The sequence below is a fragment of the Agrobacterium sp. Azo12 genome, assembly GCF_029193765.2.
Lineage (GTDB): Bacteria > Pseudomonadota > Alphaproteobacteria > Rhizobiales > Rhizobiaceae > Agrobacterium.
In genome coordinates, this window is sequence record NZ_JARFYO020000003.1 from 487,021 (window position 1) to 505,968 (window position 18,948).

17 protein-coding genes and 1 pseudogene are annotated in these 18,948 nt (G+C 53.9%); 6 read left to right on the forward strand and 12 right to left on the reverse strand.

Annotation, left to right across the window (positions count from 1 at the left end):
* Positions 1-71 precede the first annotated feature (71 nt).
* The 3 genes from PYL13_RS24285 to PYL13_RS24295 all read right to left on the reverse strand — a co-directional run bounded on the left by PYL13_RS24285 (position 72) and on the right by PYL13_RS24295 (position 4,064).
* Positions 72-587: a GNAT family N-acetyltransferase gene (locus tag PYL13_RS24285; protein WP_275643614.1), complete on the reverse strand. Its 516-nt coding sequence runs from the start codon at positions 585-587 to the stop codon at positions 72-74.
* An 852-nt stretch (positions 588-1,439) separates the two neighbouring features.
* Positions 1,440-2,831, reverse strand: a complete 1,392-nt coding sequence (locus PYL13_RS24290) for an amidohydrolase (RefSeq protein ID WP_275643615.1) — start codon at positions 2,829-2,831, stop codon at positions 1,440-1,442.
* A gap of 9 nt (positions 2,832-2,840) precedes the next feature.
* Entirely contained in the window at positions 2,841-4,064 is a 1,224-nt protein-coding gene (locus tag PYL13_RS24295; RefSeq protein ID WP_275643616.1) for an MFS transporter, read from the reverse strand.
* Between the two features lie 171 nt (positions 4,065-4,235).
* Here PYL13_RS24295 and PYL13_RS24300 point away from each other — a divergent pair, with 171 nt between their 5' ends.
* A complete protein-coding gene (locus tag PYL13_RS24300; protein ID WP_275643617.1) occupies positions 4,236-6,089 on the forward strand; it encodes a GAF domain-containing protein in 1,854 nt (617 codons plus the stop codon).
* Here PYL13_RS24300 and PYL13_RS24305 read toward each other — a convergent pair.
* Positions 6,077-7,258 carry an MFS transporter gene (locus PYL13_RS24305; RefSeq protein WP_275643618.1) on the reverse strand — a complete coding sequence of 394 codons (1,182 nt, stop codon included), beginning with the start codon at positions 7,256-7,258 and terminating at the stop codon, positions 6,077-6,079. The two genes, PYL13_RS24300 and PYL13_RS24305, sit on opposite strands and share 13 nt — an antisense overlap.
* 106 nt (positions 7,259-7,364) lie before the next feature.
* Between PYL13_RS24305 and PYL13_RS24310 the strand changes: the two genes are divergently transcribed.
* The gene (locus PYL13_RS24310) at positions 7,365-7,850 is read left to right on the forward strand and encodes a MarR family winged helix-turn-helix transcriptional regulator (protein ID WP_441296694.1); all 486 of its coding nucleotides are present in this window, start codon (positions 7,365-7,367) and stop codon (positions 7,848-7,850) included.
* 151 nt (positions 7,851-8,001) lie between these two features.
* Here PYL13_RS24310 and PYL13_RS24315 read toward each other — a convergent pair whose 3' ends face one another.
* The 5 genes and pseudogenes from PYL13_RS24315 to PYL13_RS24335 all read right to left on the reverse strand — a co-directional run.
* Positions 8,002-8,853, reverse strand: a complete 852-nt coding sequence (locus PYL13_RS24315) for a transporter substrate-binding domain-containing protein (RefSeq protein ID WP_192490286.1) — start codon at positions 8,851-8,853, stop codon at positions 8,002-8,004.
* Between the two features lie 66 nt (positions 8,854-8,919).
* Positions 8,920-9,714: an ABC transporter ATP-binding protein gene (locus PYL13_RS24320; RefSeq protein ID WP_275643620.1), complete on the reverse strand. Its 795-nt coding sequence runs from the start codon at positions 9,712-9,714 to the stop codon at positions 8,920-8,922.
* On the reverse strand, positions 9,711-10,430 hold the full coding sequence (locus tag PYL13_RS24325; protein ID WP_275643621.1) for an ABC transporter permease: 720 nt from the start codon (positions 10,428-10,430) through the stop codon (positions 9,711-9,713). The genes PYL13_RS24320 and PYL13_RS24325 overlap by 4 nt, the downstream gene beginning before the upstream one ends.
* Positions 10,427-11,143: an ABC transporter permease gene (locus PYL13_RS24330; RefSeq protein WP_192490289.1), complete on the reverse strand. Its 717-nt coding sequence runs from the start codon at positions 11,141-11,143 to the stop codon at positions 10,427-10,429. Before PYL13_RS24330 ends, PYL13_RS24325 begins: the two co-directional genes overlap by 4 nt.
* A gap of 72 nt (positions 11,144-11,215) precedes the next feature.
* Positions 11,216-12,082: pseudogene (locus PYL13_RS24335) on the reverse strand (peptidase dimerization domain-containing protein); the annotation flags it as partial.
* A gap of 310 nt (positions 12,083-12,392) precedes the next feature.
* Between PYL13_RS24335 and PYL13_RS24340 the strand changes: the two are divergent.
* The 4 genes from PYL13_RS24340 (at position 12,393) to PYL13_RS24355 (ending at position 16,509) form a co-directional block, all read left to right on the forward strand.
* Positions 12,393-13,637, forward strand: a complete 1,245-nt coding sequence (locus tag PYL13_RS24340; protein WP_303299148.1) for a CobW family GTP-binding protein — start codon at positions 12,393-12,395, stop codon at positions 13,635-13,637.
* Complete coding sequence (locus PYL13_RS24345; protein WP_275643622.1) at positions 13,634-13,915, forward strand: hypothetical protein; 282 nt, start codon at positions 13,634-13,636, stop codon at positions 13,913-13,915. The genes PYL13_RS24340 and PYL13_RS24345 overlap by 4 nt, the downstream gene beginning before the upstream one ends.
* 1,219 nt (positions 13,916-15,134) lie before the next feature.
* Positions 15,135-15,839, forward strand: coding sequence for a ZinT family metal-binding protein (locus PYL13_RS27015; protein WP_441296702.1), 705 nt, complete (start codon positions 15,135-15,137; stop codon positions 15,837-15,839).
* Positions 15,840-16,005: 166 nt separating this feature from the next.
* On the forward strand, positions 16,006-16,509 hold the full coding sequence (locus PYL13_RS24355) for an SRPBCC domain-containing protein (protein ID WP_275643624.1): 504 nt from the start codon (positions 16,006-16,008) through the stop codon (positions 16,507-16,509).
* Between the two features lie 31 nt (positions 16,510-16,540).
* Here the strand turns inward: PYL13_RS24355 and PYL13_RS24360 are convergent, their stop codons facing one another.
* The 3 genes from PYL13_RS24360 to PYL13_RS24370 all read right to left on the reverse strand — a co-directional run bounded on the left by PYL13_RS24360 (position 16,541) and on the right by PYL13_RS24370 (position 18,873).
* On the reverse strand, positions 16,541-16,759 hold the full coding sequence (locus PYL13_RS24360; protein WP_275643625.1) for a hypothetical protein: 219 nt from the start codon (positions 16,757-16,759) through the stop codon (positions 16,541-16,543).
* Positions 16,760-16,924: 165 nt separating this feature from the next.
* Complete coding sequence (locus tag PYL13_RS24365) at positions 16,925-18,247, reverse strand: TRAP transporter large permease (protein ID WP_250985836.1); 1,323 nt, start codon at positions 18,245-18,247, stop codon at positions 16,925-16,927.
* Entirely contained in the window at positions 18,247-18,873 is a 627-nt protein-coding gene (locus PYL13_RS24370) for a TRAP transporter small permease (RefSeq protein WP_275643626.1), read from the reverse strand. Before PYL13_RS24370 ends, PYL13_RS24365 begins: the two co-directional genes overlap by 1 nt.
* Positions 18,874-18,948: the final 75 nt, after the last annotated feature.

Sequence of the window (18,948 nt, forward strand, 5' to 3'; positions counted from 1 at the left end):
TGCTTGTTTTGTCGATATCGTACTTCATCATTCCTCCGACCTCTCTCCTATAAAGGCCTGCCGATAGTTTACTAAGCAGAGGCCGTGCGTTCGAGCACTACCATGGTCTGCCCTTTATAATCTCTCGTATCAAAGGCGGTGTAGCCCAGTCGACCAGCCATTTTCAGAGACGCTGCGTTATCGGGATCGATAAGGCATACGGTTCGGTTCTGGTGTAAGTTGGCGTTGTACCATTTGTGCGCTGCCTCGGCCGCTTCCAATGCAAATCCACGCCCGTGCACCCGCGAAGCGAATGTCCAGCTGGCTTCACCGTATCCATCAAAGGCGTCACCAAGTCCCCGGTGGAAATCCGCGATCCCGGTTTCACCGATATATTCGCCTGAACTTCTCTCAATGACGGCGAAGATGCCATAATTCAGCAATGCCCAGTGGCCCGTGTAGCGTAAAATCCGATGCCAGGCATCCTCGGGTGAAAAGGGTTTTCCACCCAGAAATTTGAGTACGAGGGGATCGGAGCACATTGCCAGATAAGACTGACATTCAGCCAACACGTACGGCCGTAATAACAGCCTATCAGTTTCGATCATATGTCACTCGTCATCAAAGAGCCTATATGGCTATTTGTCTATCAAACTGATTGGGTTTTGCAACGGAAGATTGTAATTCTCTTCACCATGAAGCCCGCTGGCCCTCATGTTGGGTTGCGCCTCTCGGGCTTGATCAGCGGCATTTACTGCTTGAATTAGCAGTACAGGGTTATAACCAAAGCGCGAATATCGATGACGCGACTTCCGGTTGGGTTCGTCTGACCCGTTCGTTCTGGTCTAACAAAAGTCGATAGGGAACGCCCGGCAGCAATGCCGGGCTTTTTCCTGCTGGTAATAGCGTGATGGTTTCAGCCTCGGGCCATATGCATGATCTTGACCACGCCAGTCACTATCCGCCACACGTTCTCGCGAAAAACAACGGAATGATGTTTGATAGCGGACAACGGATGGACGTCGTCGATGTCCCATTATTCCTGACCTTTTTCAACTTGCCCTGCATCCTCATTTCCGACCCCATTTCTCAAACCCCGATGATTGTGCGGAGGCGCAAAATTCAATCGCATTATTTTTTAGTGTTGAGCCGTTTTTGAGAACCCCATCGCTTTAGAATTGTCATTCATCAAAATAGTCTATTAAAGAAAGACGCTGCCTGATTTCCCAACGACGAAACGCAGAGGGGTCCGATAGTATCAATTTCGGAAGAGATCGTCCGGCTACCTTTGTCCTTTCGGACAAGTTTTTGCGCTAAATGACCAACAAATGATTTTGATGCCGGCGAGCGTTCGTCAGGCGACTTCGCTGACAAGAGGCTGCGGGCGGGTCAACATGTCTGGCTTCACGTGATCATCCGCTTCTCAAGTCAGGGAGGTTGGATCTGGTGCGGATTGTCTGTCAGCGGAGACGCTGCGGGGTGGCGTCTACCGGGATCAGTGGCATGTAACTTTCCCCGCCCAACTGCTCCTGGTGTTCGCGTTTTGCGACGGCAATCAGTTCGGGGTCGGTCAGTGCACGCACGGCGGAAGCTGCCAGCACCTTGCCAGCCTGCAACATGCCCTTATGGGCATAACCCGAGGTTCCCTGCGACACCATCTGCCATGTGTGTGGAGGTGTGCCATAGGCTTCTGTTGCGACATAGACCTGGCCTGTTGGAACAAGCCAGCTGACGTCGCCGACATCAGTCGAACCATGCAGGAATGTTGGCACCTCCTCGAATGCGTTCAGGTCCTCTGACAGGATCTTGCCGCGTTTGGCAATTCGGGCCTGAACTTCACTCGAAAACGTTTTCTGGATGCTACCGGCAAAATCCTTTTCGCTGTTTGAAAAACCGGCAACACCGAATTTTTCGAACTCCTGATGCATCATCCGTGCCAGCGTGACATTCGGCACAAGATCAGCCGATGCCGCATCAAAAGTAATTTCCAGTTGGGTGCCGGTCATTAGCGCGGCACCGCGTGCCACGTCCTTGACCCGTTCGGTGATGTCACGGACCTGATCCATGCGCGGCGCGCGCACCTTGTAAAGCACCTGAGCTTGCGACTGCACCACATTCGGTGCGCGCCCACCGGTATCGGTGATCGCGTAGTGAATGCGGCCATCCTGAAGGATGTGTTCGCGCAGATAGTTACAGCCGACATTGGTCAGTTCGACGGCGTCCAGCGCCGAGCGTCCCAGATGGGGTTCAAAACCTGCGTGAGCGCTTGTTCCACGAAACGTGAAATACAACTGATTGGTCGCCAGCATGCGGGCATTATAGGCGAGATTTTCATCCCACGGATGCCAGGTGAATGCCACATCAACATCCGAAAACAGGCCTTCGCGCGCCATGTAGGCCTTGCCGCCGCCGCCTTCTTCTGCGGGGCAGCCATAATAACGGATCGTGCCTTTCAGCCCTAGTTCGTCCTTGCAGGCCTTGAGCGCCAGAATGGCGGCAAGCGCGCCGGTGCCGAGAAGGTTGTGGCCGCAACCATGACCGTTACCGCCTGCAACGATTGGATCGTGGCTGGTGACACCGCTCTTTTGGCTGAGGCCGGTCAAGGCATCGAATTCACCGAGGATTGCGACGACCGGTTGGCCTTCGCCGTAGCTTGCGACGAAGGCGGTTTCGATGTTGCCGGCATTACGCGCGACATCAAAGCCAGCCTTTTCCAGTTCGTCGGCGAGAAGGGCTGCGGAGCGCGTTTCTTCATAACGGATTTCAGCAAAAGACCAGATCGCATCGGATACGGATTTGAGATTGTCGGACTGGGACGTGACAGTCCGTTCGATAATGTCGAGGTAAGTCATTTTATTCCTTCAGGCGGTCTGTTCGACAGGCTTTTTGCCGTGAACGGCGGGAAAGGTGGTGGCGATAATGCAGACCACAACCGCGCAGGCGACAATCACCGAGAATGCAATGCCGTAATTCTGATTAGTGGCCGAAAGGACAGCTCCGATCAGCATCGGTGATGCAAAGGAACCGAGCTGGGCGAGCGAGTTGATCAGGCCAGTCGCCGTTCCGACGGTGTTCTGCGGGAAGTGCTTCATAATGCTGACGAAGACGCTAATCGAGATCGCATTGAGGAAGACGTTGGAAACCGAGAGATAGGCAAAGGCCAGCGGAATGGATTCTTCATTAGCCATCAGGTAGATGAAGATCGCAGACACGGCAGAGCCGATGCAGATGAGATACTTTTCCTTTTGGTGGAAGTAGCGGTCGAGCAGCCAGCCGCAGGTCAGAAACGAAATAAACCCGAGTGCTGGTGGGATCATCGAATAGGCGCCCATCTGCACCATGCTCATGCCTTTCACTTTCACCCAGTAGGACGGCAGCCAGGACTGCAGACCCCAGAAGACGATGTTGGTGAAGAAATAGACGAGCGTGATTTTCCAGGTCAGCGAGTTTTTCAGCAACGCACCAATGCGTTTCTTTTCGGAAACCTTTTCAACCTTTGTCTTGGCAACGGACTGGTCATCTACTGGCTTCATGACGAAGAAAAGCGCGATTGACATGCAGATGCCAACGCCGCCCAGCACATAAAACATCATCTGCCAGCTATGGGCAGCAATCAGTGCTGTAATGACGATGGAGCCGACGGCAAAACCAACCGATGCGCCGGACTGCAGCACCGACTTGGCGCGCGCCATCTGCGACTTTTCAAAGTGTTCCGTGATGGCAACCGAGCCGCCTGCCGGAAACACCGCTTCACCTGCACCAGTAACGGCACGCGCAGCGGCGAGACCCACCGCGTTACTCACCGCGCCAGAAACTGCCGTTCCAAGCGACCAGACGGCGACAGCGGAACTGAGAACACGCCGCGCTCCGAAACGGTCCACCAGATAACCGCCGATCAGCTGGGTCATCGAATATGCAAGAAAAAACGCGCTGATGATCATGCCCTGATGATCTGAGCTAAGGCCGAACTCCTCGCTGATCGGGATGATGGCGATGTTGATTGCGGTCTTGTCGATAAAACCGACAACCCAGCACAGGAACAACATTCCTATGATCACATGGCGGCGTTGTATATTCGAAAACATGTCTAGAATTCCCCTTGCTTTGGCTTTTGTTCTTTGTGGCACCCCCTCAAAATAAAGCTATGTTGAAACACACATGAGAATGATTATTGTTATGTGTGTTCAGCCATAAAGGTGTCTATGAAAATCGATTTGCACTCTCATTCTCGGCTGCGCGAATTGGCGAGATCCGGGATGATCCGTTTTCAGGATTTTGATGTCGACATTGAAAACGCACCGCTGTCGTTGAACCACTCCATCACGCGTGCGGGTGGCAGTTTCTTGCTGGTCGTTGACCACTCGTATTTTACTGCAAAGCAAACGCGGTTTGAAATTTTCGGCAGCAAGAGTGAGATGATTGTCGCCGAAATCCTGCAAATCGTCAGGGATGAAATCATTTCCGTTCAAAGCAAGACGGTCAGCATGCTGGCATCGGTTAACGCTGCTGTCATCAACTCGCTGGACGACAATGAAATTGTCGATAACGTCTTGCGCGAAGTGATGCATGTCTTGCCTCATTCGGATGCCGGGGTATTTCGCTTGTTTGATGAAGACAGCGGTTATCTCATCCCCGTCTCGTATGACGGCCTGCCGGATGACTACAAAGACTATCGCCTGCAACCAAACGAATCCGTTTCCGGGGAAGTGTTCACCACCGGCCGGCCATCGATCCATAACGGTCGTCAAAACATTATTGATGCCCACCGTGTCATGCGCCCTGAAAATCAATCCTTCATGGAACGTTCGCAAATTTCCAATGCGCTACTGTGTGTGCCCGTCATGGCCGAAGGTAAGCGCCTTGGTACACTGACGACGCTGTGTTTTTCACGCGACGGTGCTTTTTCGGTATTTGACCGGCAGGTTCTTGAATCCCTGGCGGCACAGGTCGCGATCGCTTACCAGAGGTCGCTTGTCTACCAGAACGCGCTTGCGACATCTGACCGGCTGGAAGCGATGCGTAGCGATCTTGCCCGCAAGAATGCAGAGCTTGATCGTGCGGTTCAATTACACGACACATTGCTGCGGATATTCTCGACCAGCGGCGGACTGGCTGAACAACTTGCCATGGTCGCCAAGCTGTTCCATGTCGAGTTTCGGTTCGAAAACGTTCTTGGTATGGACTATCACTCCGGGCAGTGGAGCAGCGAGCGCGAAACACTGCAGCAAGTCGTGGAGGTGGCTGAAGCGCCGGTTGGATATTTCCATTTCGATGTGTCTGGTGACACGAGTTTTCACCGCGCTTTGTTTGGTACGCTGGCCGCCTTTGTCGCGCTGGATTTCGTACGGGACATGTCCCGCGTCAATGTGCTCAACGCCAGCAAAAAAGCCTATTTCGAGGATCTGGCTGAGGGCATAGAGGGCGACGTTCTCAGACCGCAATTTGGCTTCAGGCCGGATCGTTTCAGCCAAATCCTTGTTGCGACGCCTCCCGGTGAGCGGGCGCTCGTTGGAGCGCACCTGGCCTTGCACAAACATGAGGTCGAACTCCAGAATGCAACCAAGTTGACCAATGCTCTTGTGTTTCATGAGCGCGAGCAGATCGTCATGCTTTTTTCAGCCTCGACCATGGCGGCGCTTGAGAGAAACCTTGCGGTATTGATGGATGTGGCCAGTGTAGCGGCGGTATGCATTGGGGCGAGCGATATTTACGAACAGCCGGGTTTTCACAGGTCTGCACAGGCCCAAGCCATAAAGGCGGCCGAGTGCCTTTTGCGACGGGGCCGTCCAGGTATTCTAACCAATAGGGATATGGGCATCGAACTGCTATTGGGTGGGCGCGACCGGCAAGAAGTATTGCGCTTTACCCGCCAGGTCCTGGACCCACTTCTCAGTGATCAAAAACATCGCGTCCTTTACCAAACCCTGTTTCGCTACGTGCAGGAGGGAAAGTCGGCGGGCCGCACAGCTGATGCGTTACAAATCCACACCAATACGCTTTATCAGCGACTGACCCGTATCGAGACCCTGACGGGGCGCAACATTGCCGATGCTGCGGATTTTACCTTGCTGAGCGTCGCCTGCCAGCTTCATGTTGCCTATGCTGATTGAGCGGATTGTATCTCTGACGAGCGAATTCTGTCAGTGGGACGCAAACGAACGGCGATAGTGGCAAGCACCACACAAAACCCAGACATCAGCCACCATGCGGGTGTCAGGTCAGAGAGGTTTTGTCGCAATATGCCGGCGACAAAGGGGAGTGTAGCGGCCAGTACATATCCTCCCCCTTGAACAAAGCCTAGGATTACACCAGCTTCATTACCCTCACCGTGGTCCAGCGAGACGATAAGCGACAAAGGAAACAATGCGCCGATCCCCAGTCCCGCAAAAATTGCAGCTGGCCAGGCCAATGCAAGAGGCGCAAGGCAAAGCATAAGCATTCCGACAAGCAGAAATGCCAATGCGGTCAGCAATGCCGGTCTGCGATCATGGCTGCGGTCCACGCATAAGGAGACGGCAATGCCCGCGATAACTTCAGCCGCTGTGAGAGCGCCGAGAATGTTTCCTGCTGCCTGAGGCGTCCAGCCCAGTTGGGTAAAAAACGGTGGTAGCCAGGCCAGAACAAGGGTGTAGGCGCCGGTTCCCAATCCAAAAAAAGCAAGCAGTGCCCAGGCCCGCGGCGACCTGTGAATGTTCAAAGCTGATGAGGTTGCTACGACCTGCGGGCCGTCTCGCGTTATTAGGCAGCTGGCAATCGCCAAAAGGGCAGGGAGTGCCCATGCGCCAAGTGCTGACGGCCAACCCCACATATTTGCAAGCCACGGCGATATCATGCTGGCGAGCAGCGCACCGCCCATAATGGCGGTTGAATATAGCCCCATGAGTTGAGCAGTCTGAGAACCAGCACGCCTCCTGACGACTGTCGGCATCAGTGCTTGCACGATTGCGATGCCAACGCCGCCTAACGTCGCCGTGAGCAACAGTTTTATCGACGTCGGCCCGATGATCCGAGCGAGAGCGCCTAAGAAAATGAGCGCCAGCCCAAGAAGGATTCCTCTGTCTTCGCCGATAGTCCGTCGAAGCCATGATGTTCCAAGAAGGCAAACGCCCATCATGACGACAGGCAGTGTTGTCAGAAGGCTTGCGGCGCTGTCGTTAAGGCCAGTATCACGTTGTATGCCATCGAGTAACGGGCCGATGGATGCAAGGATGGGACGGAGGTTAAGGCCAACGAGTATGACACTTGTAAAAAACAGGAGGGAAGAAGGGGACTTGTTCATTTTTCTGCCAAAGCTATTGCCGGGAAGGCTCGAGGATTATATCTCTATGTAGAGCTATATGTTTCGGTGTAGGGGCAATATATCTTGACGTCAAGATAGGTGAGGTATGGATAGAGCAATGTTTGCGGCCACACAGTGGGCCAATGAAATGCCGACGATAAAGACAGGTCCCATGATCCTGCTTGGTCGGTTGAACGAGGCTGCGTTGGTCATTGGTCGCGACAGGCTTGGTCCGGTCTTCACGAGCTTCGGACTGCAACCCGGCGAATTCGATGTGTTGGCGACGCTCAGACGCAGTGGTGTTCCCTACGCGCTAACGCCGACGGAACTTTACGAAGTGGCGATGATCTCCTCCGGCAGCATGACGAACCGAATTGATCGGTTGGAGAAAGCCGGGCTGATCGAGCGTCGTCCAAACCCATCCGATAAGCGCGGTACACTCGTTGCGCTCACCGCAGACGGGTTAGCGTTGATTGAGAAAGCAGTCGTTGCCCATGTTGCAAACCAACACCTGATTGTGGACGGTTTGAGCAAGGATGAGCAGGAAACCCTGTCTTCGTTGTTGGAAAAGCTGCTGTCTTCGCAGCGATGAGATTGTTCATGTGAAGCGATCGCATGTGTGATGGCATGCGCCATGCGCCATGCGCTTCAAAATGATCAATGCGAAGAACCTGCTTATCTCCTAACTCCTCAAAAGAAAGGCCGCCCTGAGGCGGCCTTTTTTTTAAAAGCATGTTCAAAGATTACGGCGTGACGTCGAAGCCGAACCACTTTTCAGACAGGCGCTTCACAGTGCCGTCTGCTTTCGCAGCGTCGATCGCCTCATTGAACATCTTCTGCAGCTCAGGTTCGCCCTTGCGCAGACCAACGGCAACGCCACGCCCAAGAATGCCACCTTTGAAGAATGGACCGGTCATAACGATGTCTTCGTTGCCTGGCTTTTTGACGGTGTCGCTGAGATAGGCAAGCGAAGCGACAACGAGATCAACGCGACCAGACTTCAGGTCGAGATCGTGCTGGTCGGTGGTCTTGTACTCGCGGATGTCAGTGGAATCCTTGAAATATTTTTCGAGAAGCGTCAGGCCCAGCGACGCAGTCTGCACGCCGATTGTCCGTCCCTTGATTTCCGCAGCAACGTCGTCAATCGCCTTCTGGGCTGCAGCTTCGTCCTTGGCAAGATAAAGCGTTTCACCAGTGTGTGGCAGCTTGGCGAACGGGCTATCCTTCAGCGTCGCAAAAGTCTGTGGTGTCAGGCCGTAAGATACCGAGAAATCGATGGTTTCTTCACGCTTCGCGGTCGCTGTGAGGCCTGCCATAATCGCATCGAACTTGCCAGCGTTGAGTGCTGGAATGATGCCGTCGAACGGCTGCGCAATCATGGTGCATTCCACCTTCATGCGTGCGCAAAGGTCTTTGCTCAACTCAATTTCATAACCATCCAGCGTGCCATCAGGCTTGGTGAAGTTGTAGGGCCGGAAGGCGCCTTCGGTCGCGATGGTGATCTTGGTCCATGTCTTTTCTTCAGCGTGTGCCGAAGCGGCGGTCACAACGATGGCCGAAACGAACAGGGCTTTCAAAAATCCCTTGGTCTTCATTTTACTTCCCTTACTGCAGTTAAATGCCAAACCGCGTTTGGCATGAATGAATGCCGTTTAAAATATTCAGCCCGCATTTTCGTGGCTGATGAATTTACGGAACCGCTCCGATCTGGAGTTGGTGAACACGTCTTCCGGCGCGCCGTCTTCTTCCACCACGCCCTGATGAACAAAGATGACACGGTTGGATACGTCGCGGGCAAAACCCATTTCATGGGTGACGACCAGCATGGTCCGTCCTTCTTCGGCTAGCCCACGCATGACACGCAAAACTTCGCCGACCAGTTCCGGGTCGAGTGCGGATGTCGGTTCGTCGAACAGCATGACTTTGGGTTTCATTGCCAATGCACGGGCAATCGCGGCGCGCTGCTGCTGTCCACCGGACAGGTGAGCCGGGTAAAAGTCACGCTTGTCCGCGATACCGACCTTGGCCAACAAGGCTTCCGCCTCATCGACACATTCAGCACGGGGGCGGCCCTGAACATAGATCGGCGCTTCGATAATGTTCTCGAGAATAGTCTTGTGTGACCAAAGATTGAAGCTCTGGAAAACCATGCCCAACTCAGAGCGGATGCGCGAAACCTGTTGTTTGTCGGCAGGAAAAGCCTCACCCTTCGAGTTTTTGGCCATGCGAATGGTTTCGCCGGAAACAGTCACCGTGCCGGAGGTCGGGATTTCCAGGAGATTGATACAGCGCAACAACGTAGACTTTCCCGAGCCCGACGAGCCAAGAATTGAAATGACTTCGCCTTCTCGTGCTTCAAGCGAAATGCCTTTCAGCACTTCATTCGGGCCGAAGCTTTTTCGCAGGTTCTCAACGTTCAGCGCCACCGGGGGATTGGCAGAGATAACTTTACTCAAAGTGTTTTTCCTTCGGTCAGGATGCTGATCGTTGGCTGACGCAGGTAGGGCGTAAGCCTGTATTCCGCGATCAGAAGCAGGCGGGTCAGAACGAAATTGATGGCCAAATAGATTGCACCGGCGATGACGAATACCTCAATGACGCGGTAGCTTTCCGAGATGAGTTTCGCCGCAATACCGGTGACTTCCATCAATGTAATGATCGAGGCGAGCGATGTTGCCTTGACCATGGAAATCATCTCATTGCCGTAACCGGGCAGGGCCTGCCGGATGGCAAGTGGCATCACGATGCGTCGGAAGCAGGTGAAACGCGACATGCCGCAGGCCCTGGCTGCTTCAACCTGGCCGTGAGGCACGGATAGAAGACCGCCACGGATGATTTCACCGGCATAAGCGGCATTGTTCAAGGTCAGCGCTATGATCGCACACCAGTAGGGCTCACGCAGAATGGGCCACAGGAAGGAATAGCGGATCGCCGGAAACTGGCTGAGACCATAATAGATGATGAATATCTGCACCAGAAGTGGCGTGCCGCGGAACACGAAGATGTAGAGGCGTGCAATCCAGTCAAGTACAGTGACGCCGGACAGGCGCATCAGCGCCAGTAACAGGGCAAGCACTGCGCCGCAGATGATAGCGCTGGCTGCAAGCTGCAGAGTGAGGGGCACGCCACCCATCATTGCCAGGAAGGCTTCGGTGTAAAATTCCAGATTCATTTTGCCCTCCTGACACCACGTGAGAAGTGTCGTTCGGCGGCCTGCAGCATCGTGCCTGAAACCGAGGAGATCAGCAGATAGAGCGCGCCTGCGATCAGGAAGAAGTTGAACGGCAGCCCGGTAGACCCGGCACCGATCTGCGCCTGACGCAGAATATCAACAACACCAACGACGGAAATGAGCGCGGATTCTTTCAGGGCAACCTGCCAGACATTGCCAAGACCGGGCAAAGCGTGGCGAAGCGCCAGCGGCGCGATGATGCGACGAAACTTCAGTGCCTGTCCCATGCCGCAGGCGGAGGCTGCTTCCAGTTCCCCCTTCGACACGGCACGGAATGCACCGCGAAACACTTCGGTATGATGGGCGCCGCAGGAAATGCCGATGGCCAGCACCCCGGCAAGAAAAGCCGGAAAACCAAGAAAACCTTGCGCCCCGAAAAACTTGCCGATGGCGGTCACGGCCGCGCTGCCGCCGAAATAAAACAGGTAGATAACCAGCAGGTCGGGAATGCCACGAATGATCGTCGTGTAACCATCAGCGATTGTCCGCAATGTACGCCCGCCGGAAATCTTTGCCCAGGCGGCAAAGACGCCAATGGCTGCACCAAGCGCAAAGCCCATCGCCGCCAGCGATACCGTCACAAGGACCGCCATGGTTAAAACATAACCCCAGCCGTCAGGACCGAAGCTGAGAATGTCGAAAAAGGCCTTCATGGTGTATCAGGCCATAATTTGAGGGAGCAATTGAACGTCATTTCACTTTCCGTCAACTCCAGGAGCTGTCTTTCATTTCGTTTCGACGGGCAGAGCCGGCTGCACGCTGTCAGGGATCGGATTTACGAACGTAACGCCGTCCAGCTTACGCGCGTGGTCTCGCTTGGCTTCTGCAATCCGGTCGGGATTTCGAAACAGTTCGACCGCCGTGCTGCCCATGACTTTGGCAGCATGAGCCATTCCTTTATGAGCAGCAGGCAATTTTCCCTGCGCCACCATCTGCCACGAATGAAGCGGCGTGCCAATAGCGCAGGTCGCACCACGCATCTGCACGGTGGGGACAACCCAGCTTACCGTGCCAACGTCGGTCGACCCGACAAGGGAATTATCGCCGTGGTAGGGCTGATAAATAGCATCGCATAACGCGAGATCCGCCTTCGGCTCGGCACCAAAACGGCGGAAGGCGTCAGAGATATCTTCCTTGGTCAGCGTTGCTTGAAAGCGCCGCGCTGTTTCTTGATCTTTTTCATCGAAGACAGGCGGCCCGAGCCGCTCAAGCTCGCGCTGCATGAGGAGTTCGAGCGGGACATTTCCGATCAGATTGGCGTCACCACTGACAATTTCGCTTCGTACTGTAGTTTCGGTCATCAGGGCTGCACCTTCGGCAATCTTTTTGACGCGTTCGAGCAGGGATTGCATTTCCGGAAGGCTGCGGGCGCGTATCAGGTAACGAACAACGGCCTTTGCCTGCACGACATTGGGGGCAAACCCGCCAGTATCCATCACGGCATAATGAATACGTGCAGAGGAGGGCATGTGCTCACGCATGTAATTTGCGCCGACATTCATCAGTTCGACTGCATCCAGTGCGCTTCGGCCCAGGTGAGGGGCAGAAGCGGCATGGGCGGCACGGCCCGTGAAATGGAACGTTATCTTGTTTCACACATTTCCTGCCACCGGTTTTCCGGGGCCGGAATTGAATTGTCGACCCTGTGGCATGTTTTCTCCAACGATTCTGCTAGGACATGAGTCGATTTGCCAACTATTTGGTGTAAGGCGGAAAAAACGATCTTGAGTCCTGAGAGGCGAATTGGCGTCTGCTGAGCAAGATCGCACTCAATTTATCAGAGTGATGGCTTCAGGCGCGGTTCAATTCCCCAGGTAAGTTTCTGCGCTTTACCCTGTAAGAGCGTCGCTAGCGTTATCAAAATCGATTACAAGATAGAAAGTTATGTTATAACAAAACATAATGCTTGACGCGTGTAATGTCGTAACATATTCGGGTTGCATTGACCCAACACAACCAGTTCAACGGATCTGGGTGTCGCGGACAACTAGACTATTCTCATGTCCTTATTGCGAGATGGTAATGCTCCACCGGCTGTTCAAAAGATCGCAACCGTCTGGTCCGTCTCAAATCGAGGGCCAGAGCAACGAAGCTTCCGTGCCGGTATTGCTCCTGACGGGTTTTCTTGGTTCTGGAAAGACCACTTTGCTCAATGAGATTCTGACTGATCCACGCATGGCGGGCACGGCTGTTATCGTCAATGAATTTGGTAGTGTGCCGATTGATCACGGTTTGGTGCGTGTCGGATCGGAACGGTATTTTCAAACAACAACCGGCTGCATTTGTTGTACCGCGACCAGCGATATTCGCGTGTCCTTATATGAATTGCACGATGCGATGCGAAAGCGGAAAATACCGGCTATCGATCGTGTCATCATAGAAACCACCGGACTGGCCGATCCTGCTCCCATCATAAACAGCATCATACCCGGAGGTGCGCCTGCCACCTCGCTGAGAGACCATGTGGTTGCCAGGCAATTCCGACTTTCTGGAGTTGTGACCACTTTCGATGTTTTGAACGGCCGCATGACACTTCACAGCATCATCGAAGGTTGGAAGCAGCTGGCTTTTGCTGATCATATTGTTTTGACAAAAACAGATCTGGCCGATGAGCGGAAGGATTGGGTACGTGAACTCAAGTTGCTCAACCCGGCAGCACATTTTCACGATAATCATGATGCCGATTTCAAGATTGCTGATCTCTTGGACGGTGATGCTTATTCCATTTCAGGCAAGACCGAGGATGTTGCCGGCTGGTTGGCAATGGAAGCGCTGACCAAACATGCCGATCATACACACGACATTCATCGGCATGGTGACGAGATAGAAGCTGTGGTGTTGACGCATGATGTGCCCCTGTCTCAGCAGGCTTTGCAAACTTTTCTCCATGTTATCACGACGAATACCCGGTCCGGCCTGTTGAGATTAAAAGGCATATTCGCCCTTGCGGACAATCTGGAAAAGCCGGCCATTGCTCACGCGGTGCAGCACCGGGTCTATCCGATGGAACGGCTGAGTGCGTGGCCCGATCACGACCGTTCCAGTCGTGTCGTACTGATCGGGTTGGATATGCCGCTTGGTCCAATTCGTGACCTGTTTCGTGCTGTGGCAGCAAGTCCTTCGCGAAAACGAGGTGCAAGGACATGAGTGCAGCATTCCACAACCCGTTGGCGCGTGGCTCCTCAGACATCATCGCAAAGGCGCGATCCATCAAACAATGGGCCCGGCAGGTGTTGGCAATTCCGGATGATGCCGTTGTATCTGTCAATGAAATCTCATGTGCTCTGCCGGATTGCCCGCCAAAGGAAACCGTCATTCTCGTGATGAGCAATGGCGACACGATCCAGGTCTCCATTCACAAAGCCATGGCGGACGTCTTGGAACACGATGTCGCTGATGCTTTTCGAGCGCTTCAGCATTCGTGAGGTGTGGAATGAAACCTCGACATTGGCGGCCTGCGATAAGTGGTGGCTGAAACCCCGATATTCCCGGTTTTAAATAACCTTGAACCGTAATGATATATCATTAAAAAAGGAGAGAAACGTGAGACACTTAATCCTGGGCGTATCCGCCCTTGCGCTATCGGCAAGTTTGATTGGCCCCATGGCCTTTGCCGATGATAGTGCTAGTGAGAATGTAACGTTGTACCGCGTCTTTGTTGGAGACCATGATGCGGGCAAGATTACCGCGTTTGATCTGGAAAAGCCGGATAATCGCTGGACATTTGATACCACCGGCCAGAACAAACTCTATAGCGTCAATGAGGGGGCAGGCATCGTTGCCGTTCAATCGGACAATGATGCTGTCAACTTCATCAATAGCGGTATTTCCCTTCATTCGCACGGCGATCATTCTGACATCGAGATTGCTGACCCGGCTGCGGTAAAAGAAACGCTGATTGGTCCGCGCCCATTCCACGTCATCGATCATGACGGCAAGGTGGTCGTTCACTTCGATAAAGGTGGATATGCCGACATCATCGCGGCACGCGATTTGTCTAAAGGTGAAATAAAATCAACACGGTTGACACAAGCGCGTGCCCATCATGGATTTGTCGCACCTATCGGCAAGGGTTGGGTGACGACGGTTGCCTCTGACGCACCTGTAGAAGGCGACGCAGCACCATCACGCGTCGGCTTGCAAGTTGTAAGCGTCGACGGCACGCCGGTTGGCGATGTTGCAACGTGCACCGGCATCCATGGCGAAGCTTTTTCGGGTGCCTATCTGGCGGCCGGGTGCAAGGAGGGGATCATCACGGTGACATCAGGTAAAGGTGGTTTGGTCACCAGCATGCTGAACTATCCCGATGACCTTCCTGCAGGCGAGACCACAGGCACCTTGCTTGGCGCCAAAAGCATGCAGGTGTTCCTTGGAAATTATGGAGCAAAGGGCCTGGTTGTCGTTGACCCTGTCGATGCCCCCAACTTCCGTTATATCGAGCTTCCCTTCCGTCGCATCGATTTTGTCCTTGATCCGGCCAATGCCCGGTTTGGATATGTCCTGACAGAAGATGGATCCCTTCATCAAGTCGATGTGCTGGACGGTACACTGTCCAAGAGTGCCAAAGTGACCGAACCCTACTCCATGGATGGCCACTGGAATGATCCTCGCCCCCGTATCGCGATGGCCGGTGATGAGATTGTCATGAGCGATCCGAATGCCGGCTTGGTACGCCGTATCTCCAGGGATGACCTCAAGGAAATTGGCACGATCGCTGTTGAAGGCAAACCCTACAACATTGCGGTAGCAGGTGGCAGCGGCAAGGTTCATGAACATGGTGAAGACCATGACCATGCTGGCCACAGCCACGGTGATCCGAAGATCTACGCAGGCTATTTCGAAGATGCGCAGGTCAAAGACCGCCCAATCTCCGACTATGCTGGCGATTGGCAGTCGGTTTATCCGTTCCTGCAGGACGGCACGCTTGACCCAGTATGGGCTCACAAGGCCGAGAAGGGCTCCATGAGTGCCGAGGAATACCGTGCCGAATACGAGATCGGTTACAAGACCGATGTGGATCGGATCACCATCGAGGGTGATATTGTCAGTTTCTACAAGGACGGAAAGCCGACGAAAGGTAACTATGCCTATGACGGCAAGGAAACTCTAACCTACAAGAAGGGCAATCGTGGTGTGCGGTTTATCTTCAAGAAAACCGAAGGTGATGCCGCTGCCCCGCAGTTCATCCAGTTCAGCGACCACGGTATCGCACCGAAAAAAGCCGACCATTACCATCTCTACTGGGGTAATGACCGCGCCGCTCTTCTGGAAGAAGTCACGAATTGGCCGACCTATTATCCGTCATCGATGGACGCAAAACAGATTGTTAGCGAGATGAAGGCTCACTAAACCAATTAAAACCGGCGCCTGGCCGGAAAGGCTGGGCGCAGGGCTCCTGTGAAAGACCATGTGTCTCTTACATGCGGGAGTGACGGAGACATTGCCGCCGCAAATTCTTCGAAATCCATTTCTAGCATTGGGTGACATCACCCAAGAGGTGGAACAGGAGGAAGCGATGAGCGAGCGCACTAGTAATGCAGGTTCTGCGCTGAACCGTACTTCAGTCGAGCGCAGAGGAGATCGCGAACTCGTTGTGATCAGGGTGTTCGATGCGCCGCGGAGCAGGGTGTACGAAGCGTGGAGCCAGTCTGAACTGTTCCAGCGGTGGTGGTTCCCAAAATCGGTGTCCGGTGTTTCGCTTGTCTCGTGTGAGCTGGATGTTCGAACCGGCGGTAAATATCGGCTGGAGTTTGCTGTCACAGGCGCGGAAACCATGGCCTTTTACGGCAAGTATCTCGAGGTCGTGCCGAATGCGCGTATTGTCTGGACCAATGACGAGGGCGAAGAAGGCGCAATCACGACCGTGACCTTTGAGGACCGAGACGGTCAAACACTGCTGACTTACCATGAGGCCTATCCATCAAGTGACGGGCTTGAAGAAGCGCTACAGGGATCGGCGGCCGCTTTGCCGGAGCAATTGGATCAACTCGAGGCATTGCTGTCCGGTCACGCGGAGTAAGGTCGTTGGATGATAAAAGGTGATTGTTTGCTCAGTCCAATTTCGGCTTTTGGCTATCCTTCGCTTTCCTCCACTTCAGCAGATAGCCGAAACCGGGACCGATCAATATTCCACCGATTACCCATTGCGTGACGGTCAGTGGGCGCTCATCCGGATCATGGCCGATGATGAACAGATAGAGGAAGAATATCGCCACGCCAGCAATGATAAGCGCCACAGGAAACAGCAGGCCTTTGCGAAAACTCTCCATATGTATTCCCCCCTTGTTGCCGTGTTTTGTGCAGAACCAAGCTACCGCAGAAGAAGGTCCTGGCAAGCGGCTTTTGAGGAGCGACGAAGGCAATGGCATGTGCAAAACAAAACCGCGGCTGACGCAAGGTCGACCGCGGCTTATGGGGCAAAAGGCGTTGCTTTTTTACATTCCTAGTAGCCTTGGCAAAAAGAGCGTGATTTCCGGGATGTAGGTGATCATCATCAGGAAAACGATGGCTGTCAGCAGCCAGGGCACGACAGATTTGGAGACTTCCGTCAGACCCAGTCGTGAGATCGCGGAACCAACATAGAGGTTAAGTCCAACTGGCGGCGTGGCGAGACCGATTTCCATATTCACGATCAGGATGATCCCGAAATGGACAGGATCAACCCCCAATTTGACGGCGATCGGATAAAGAATTGGCGCCATGATGAGGATGATTGCCGATGGCTCCATAACCATGCCGATCACCAACAGCATGATGTTGACGATCAACAGAAAGCCAATCTTGCCGAAACCAAGCGAGACGATCCAGTCGGACATCAGCTGCGGAATCTGCTCCGATGTCAGGATAAACGCGAACATCACGGCATTTGTGATGATGTACAGCAGCATGGCTGACATGGCTGCGGACCATAACAGGATGCGCGGCACATCCTTCATGCGTATGTCTTTATAGACGAAGACGGCAATCACGAAGGCGTACACGGCCGAGACTGCAGCCGCTTCGGTTGGCGTGAACAATCCACCATAAATGCCGCCCATGATGATAACGACCAGCAAAAGGCCCCACACCGACTTTCGAAACGCGACAAATCGTTCGCGCCATCCGGCTCTTGGCAGACGCGGATAACCATTTTTCCAGGCACGCCAGACGGTGGTTGCGGCATACATGGCGGCGAGGATCAACCCCGGCACCACACCTGCGATAAAGATCTGTCCGATCGATGGAGAAAATACCGTTTCACCATCCGGTCCGACTGCGAGCATGCCGGACGTTGCGACGGCATACATCACCATGACGATGGAAGGTGGAATGAGGATTCCCAAACCACCGGCTGCGGCGACCGGACCGACGGCAAACTGCGGTGGATAACCCATTTTGACCATAGCCGGGATCATGATGGAGCCGACGGCCATGACCGTTGCGGGGCTTGAGCCTGAGATCGAAGCAAACAACGCACAGGCTAGAACCGCCGCGAGGCCCATGCCGCCATGCCAATGACCGACCATGGAGGTGGCGAACCCGATCATGCGTTTTGCGACACCGCCATGGGTCAGGAAATTGCCCGCCAGAATGAAAAACGGGATTGCCATGATTTCGAACTTTTCGATGCCTGTGAAAAGTTTCAGGGCGATGGAATCCATGGGGATATTGGTGAAGGCGAACAGGAAGCTGAATACCGTCAAACCGAGGGCGATCGAGACAGGCATACCTGTCGCCAGCAGAATGGTCAGGATCGTAAAAATGATGAGGGCGGTCATTATCGATGTCCTCCATGCTGAACGGCGGACTCGTCTTCAACACCATCCACGTGTCCAAGTTCGTGGTGAATGATGATGCCCTTAGTGATGTAAAGATGGAGCGCCTGAATAAACCGGAAACACATCAAGGCGGAGCCCAGGGGAACCGCGAGATAGACGATCCACATTGGCATTTCGAGATCGGCGGAAATCTGGCCTCCAACACCCACGTGGTAGACAAATGTCGAGCCGATCCAGACAAGTATTGCGGTGAAGATCACGCCGCCTGACATTGCAATTATCGTCACGACCCGACGACGGTTGTCATCCAGCATGTTGACCAGCATGTCGACACCGACATGGATGCCGATACGTACGCCGTAGGCGGCGCCAAATTTAGCCATCCAGACGAAAAGATAGATGCAAGCCTCCTGGGCCCATGTCAGCTTGATGGCGTTGATGTTGGCAAACACCCAGCGCGCCCATGCCTGAAGTTCGGGCATGTTGTTGGCACGAGCAAAACGAACGAGATCGGCAGCATAACCGATCGAAAAACGGTGAAGAACAGCGACGAAGATCAATGTCACGGCAGCCGCCATTAGCGCCGCGATAAGGATTTCTTCGAAACGGTCGAGCATGCGCAGCATAGTCAAACCTCACGAATAAGAGAGGGGGCGCGATAGGCACCCCCTTTGGGCAACTGGACAAGTTCTTTGAAGAAA

Bases quoted from the DNA above. Each gene is read 5' to 3' on its own strand.
- PYL13_RS24285 (WP_275643614.1), bottom strand. From the start codon at position 587: ATGATCGAAACTGATAGGCTGTTATTACGGCCGTACGTGTTGGCTGAA.
- PYL13_RS24290 (WP_275643615.1), bottom strand. From the start codon at position 2,831: ATGACTTACCTCGACATTATCGAACGGACTGTCACGTCCCAGTCCGAC.
- PYL13_RS24295 (WP_275643616.1), bottom strand. From the start codon at position 4,064: ATGTTTTCGAATATACAACGCCGCCATGTGATCATAGGAATGTTGTTC.
- PYL13_RS24300 (WP_275643617.1), top strand. From the start codon at position 4,236: ATGATCCGTTTTCAGGATTTTGATGTCGACATTGAAAACGCACCGCTG.
- PYL13_RS24305 (WP_275643618.1), bottom strand. From the start codon at position 7,258: ATGAACAAGTCCCCTTCTTCCCTCCTGTTTTTTACAAGTGTCATACTC.
- PYL13_RS24310 (WP_441296694.1), top strand. From the start codon at position 7,365: ATGGATAGAGCAATGTTTGCGGCCACACAGTGGGCCAATGAAATGCCG.
- PYL13_RS24315 (WP_192490286.1), bottom strand. From the start codon at position 8,853: ATGAAGACCAAGGGATTTTTGAAAGCCCTGTTCGTTTCGGCCATCGTT.
- PYL13_RS24325 (WP_275643621.1), bottom strand. From the start codon at position 10,430: ATGAATCTGGAATTTTACACCGAAGCCTTCCTGGCAATGATGGGTGGC.
- PYL13_RS24330 (WP_192490289.1), bottom strand. From the start codon at position 11,143: ATGAAGGCCTTTTTCGACATTCTCAGCTTCGGTCCTGACGGCTGGGGT.
- PYL13_RS24340 (WP_303299148.1), top strand. From the start codon at position 12,393: ATGCTTGACGCGTGTAATGTCGTAACATATTCGGGTTGCATTGACCCA.
- PYL13_RS24345 (WP_275643622.1), top strand. From the start codon at position 13,634: ATGAGTGCAGCATTCCACAACCCGTTGGCGCGTGGCTCCTCAGACATC.
- PYL13_RS27015 (WP_441296702.1), top strand. From the start codon at position 15,135: ATGAGCGATCCGAATGCCGGCTTGGTACGCCGTATCTCCAGGGATGAC.
- PYL13_RS24355 (WP_275643624.1), top strand. From the start codon at position 16,006: ATGAGCGAGCGCACTAGTAATGCAGGTTCTGCGCTGAACCGTACTTCA.
- PYL13_RS24360 (WP_275643625.1), bottom strand. From the start codon at position 16,759: ATGGAGAGTTTTCGCAAAGGCCTGCTGTTTCCTGTGGCGCTTATCATT.
- PYL13_RS24365 (WP_250985836.1), bottom strand. From the start codon at position 18,247: ATGACCGCCCTCATCATTTTTACGATCCTGACCATTCTGCTGGCGACA.
- PYL13_RS24370 (WP_275643626.1), bottom strand. From the start codon at position 18,873: ATGCTGCGCATGCTCGACCGTTTCGAAGAAATCCTTATCGCGGCGCTA.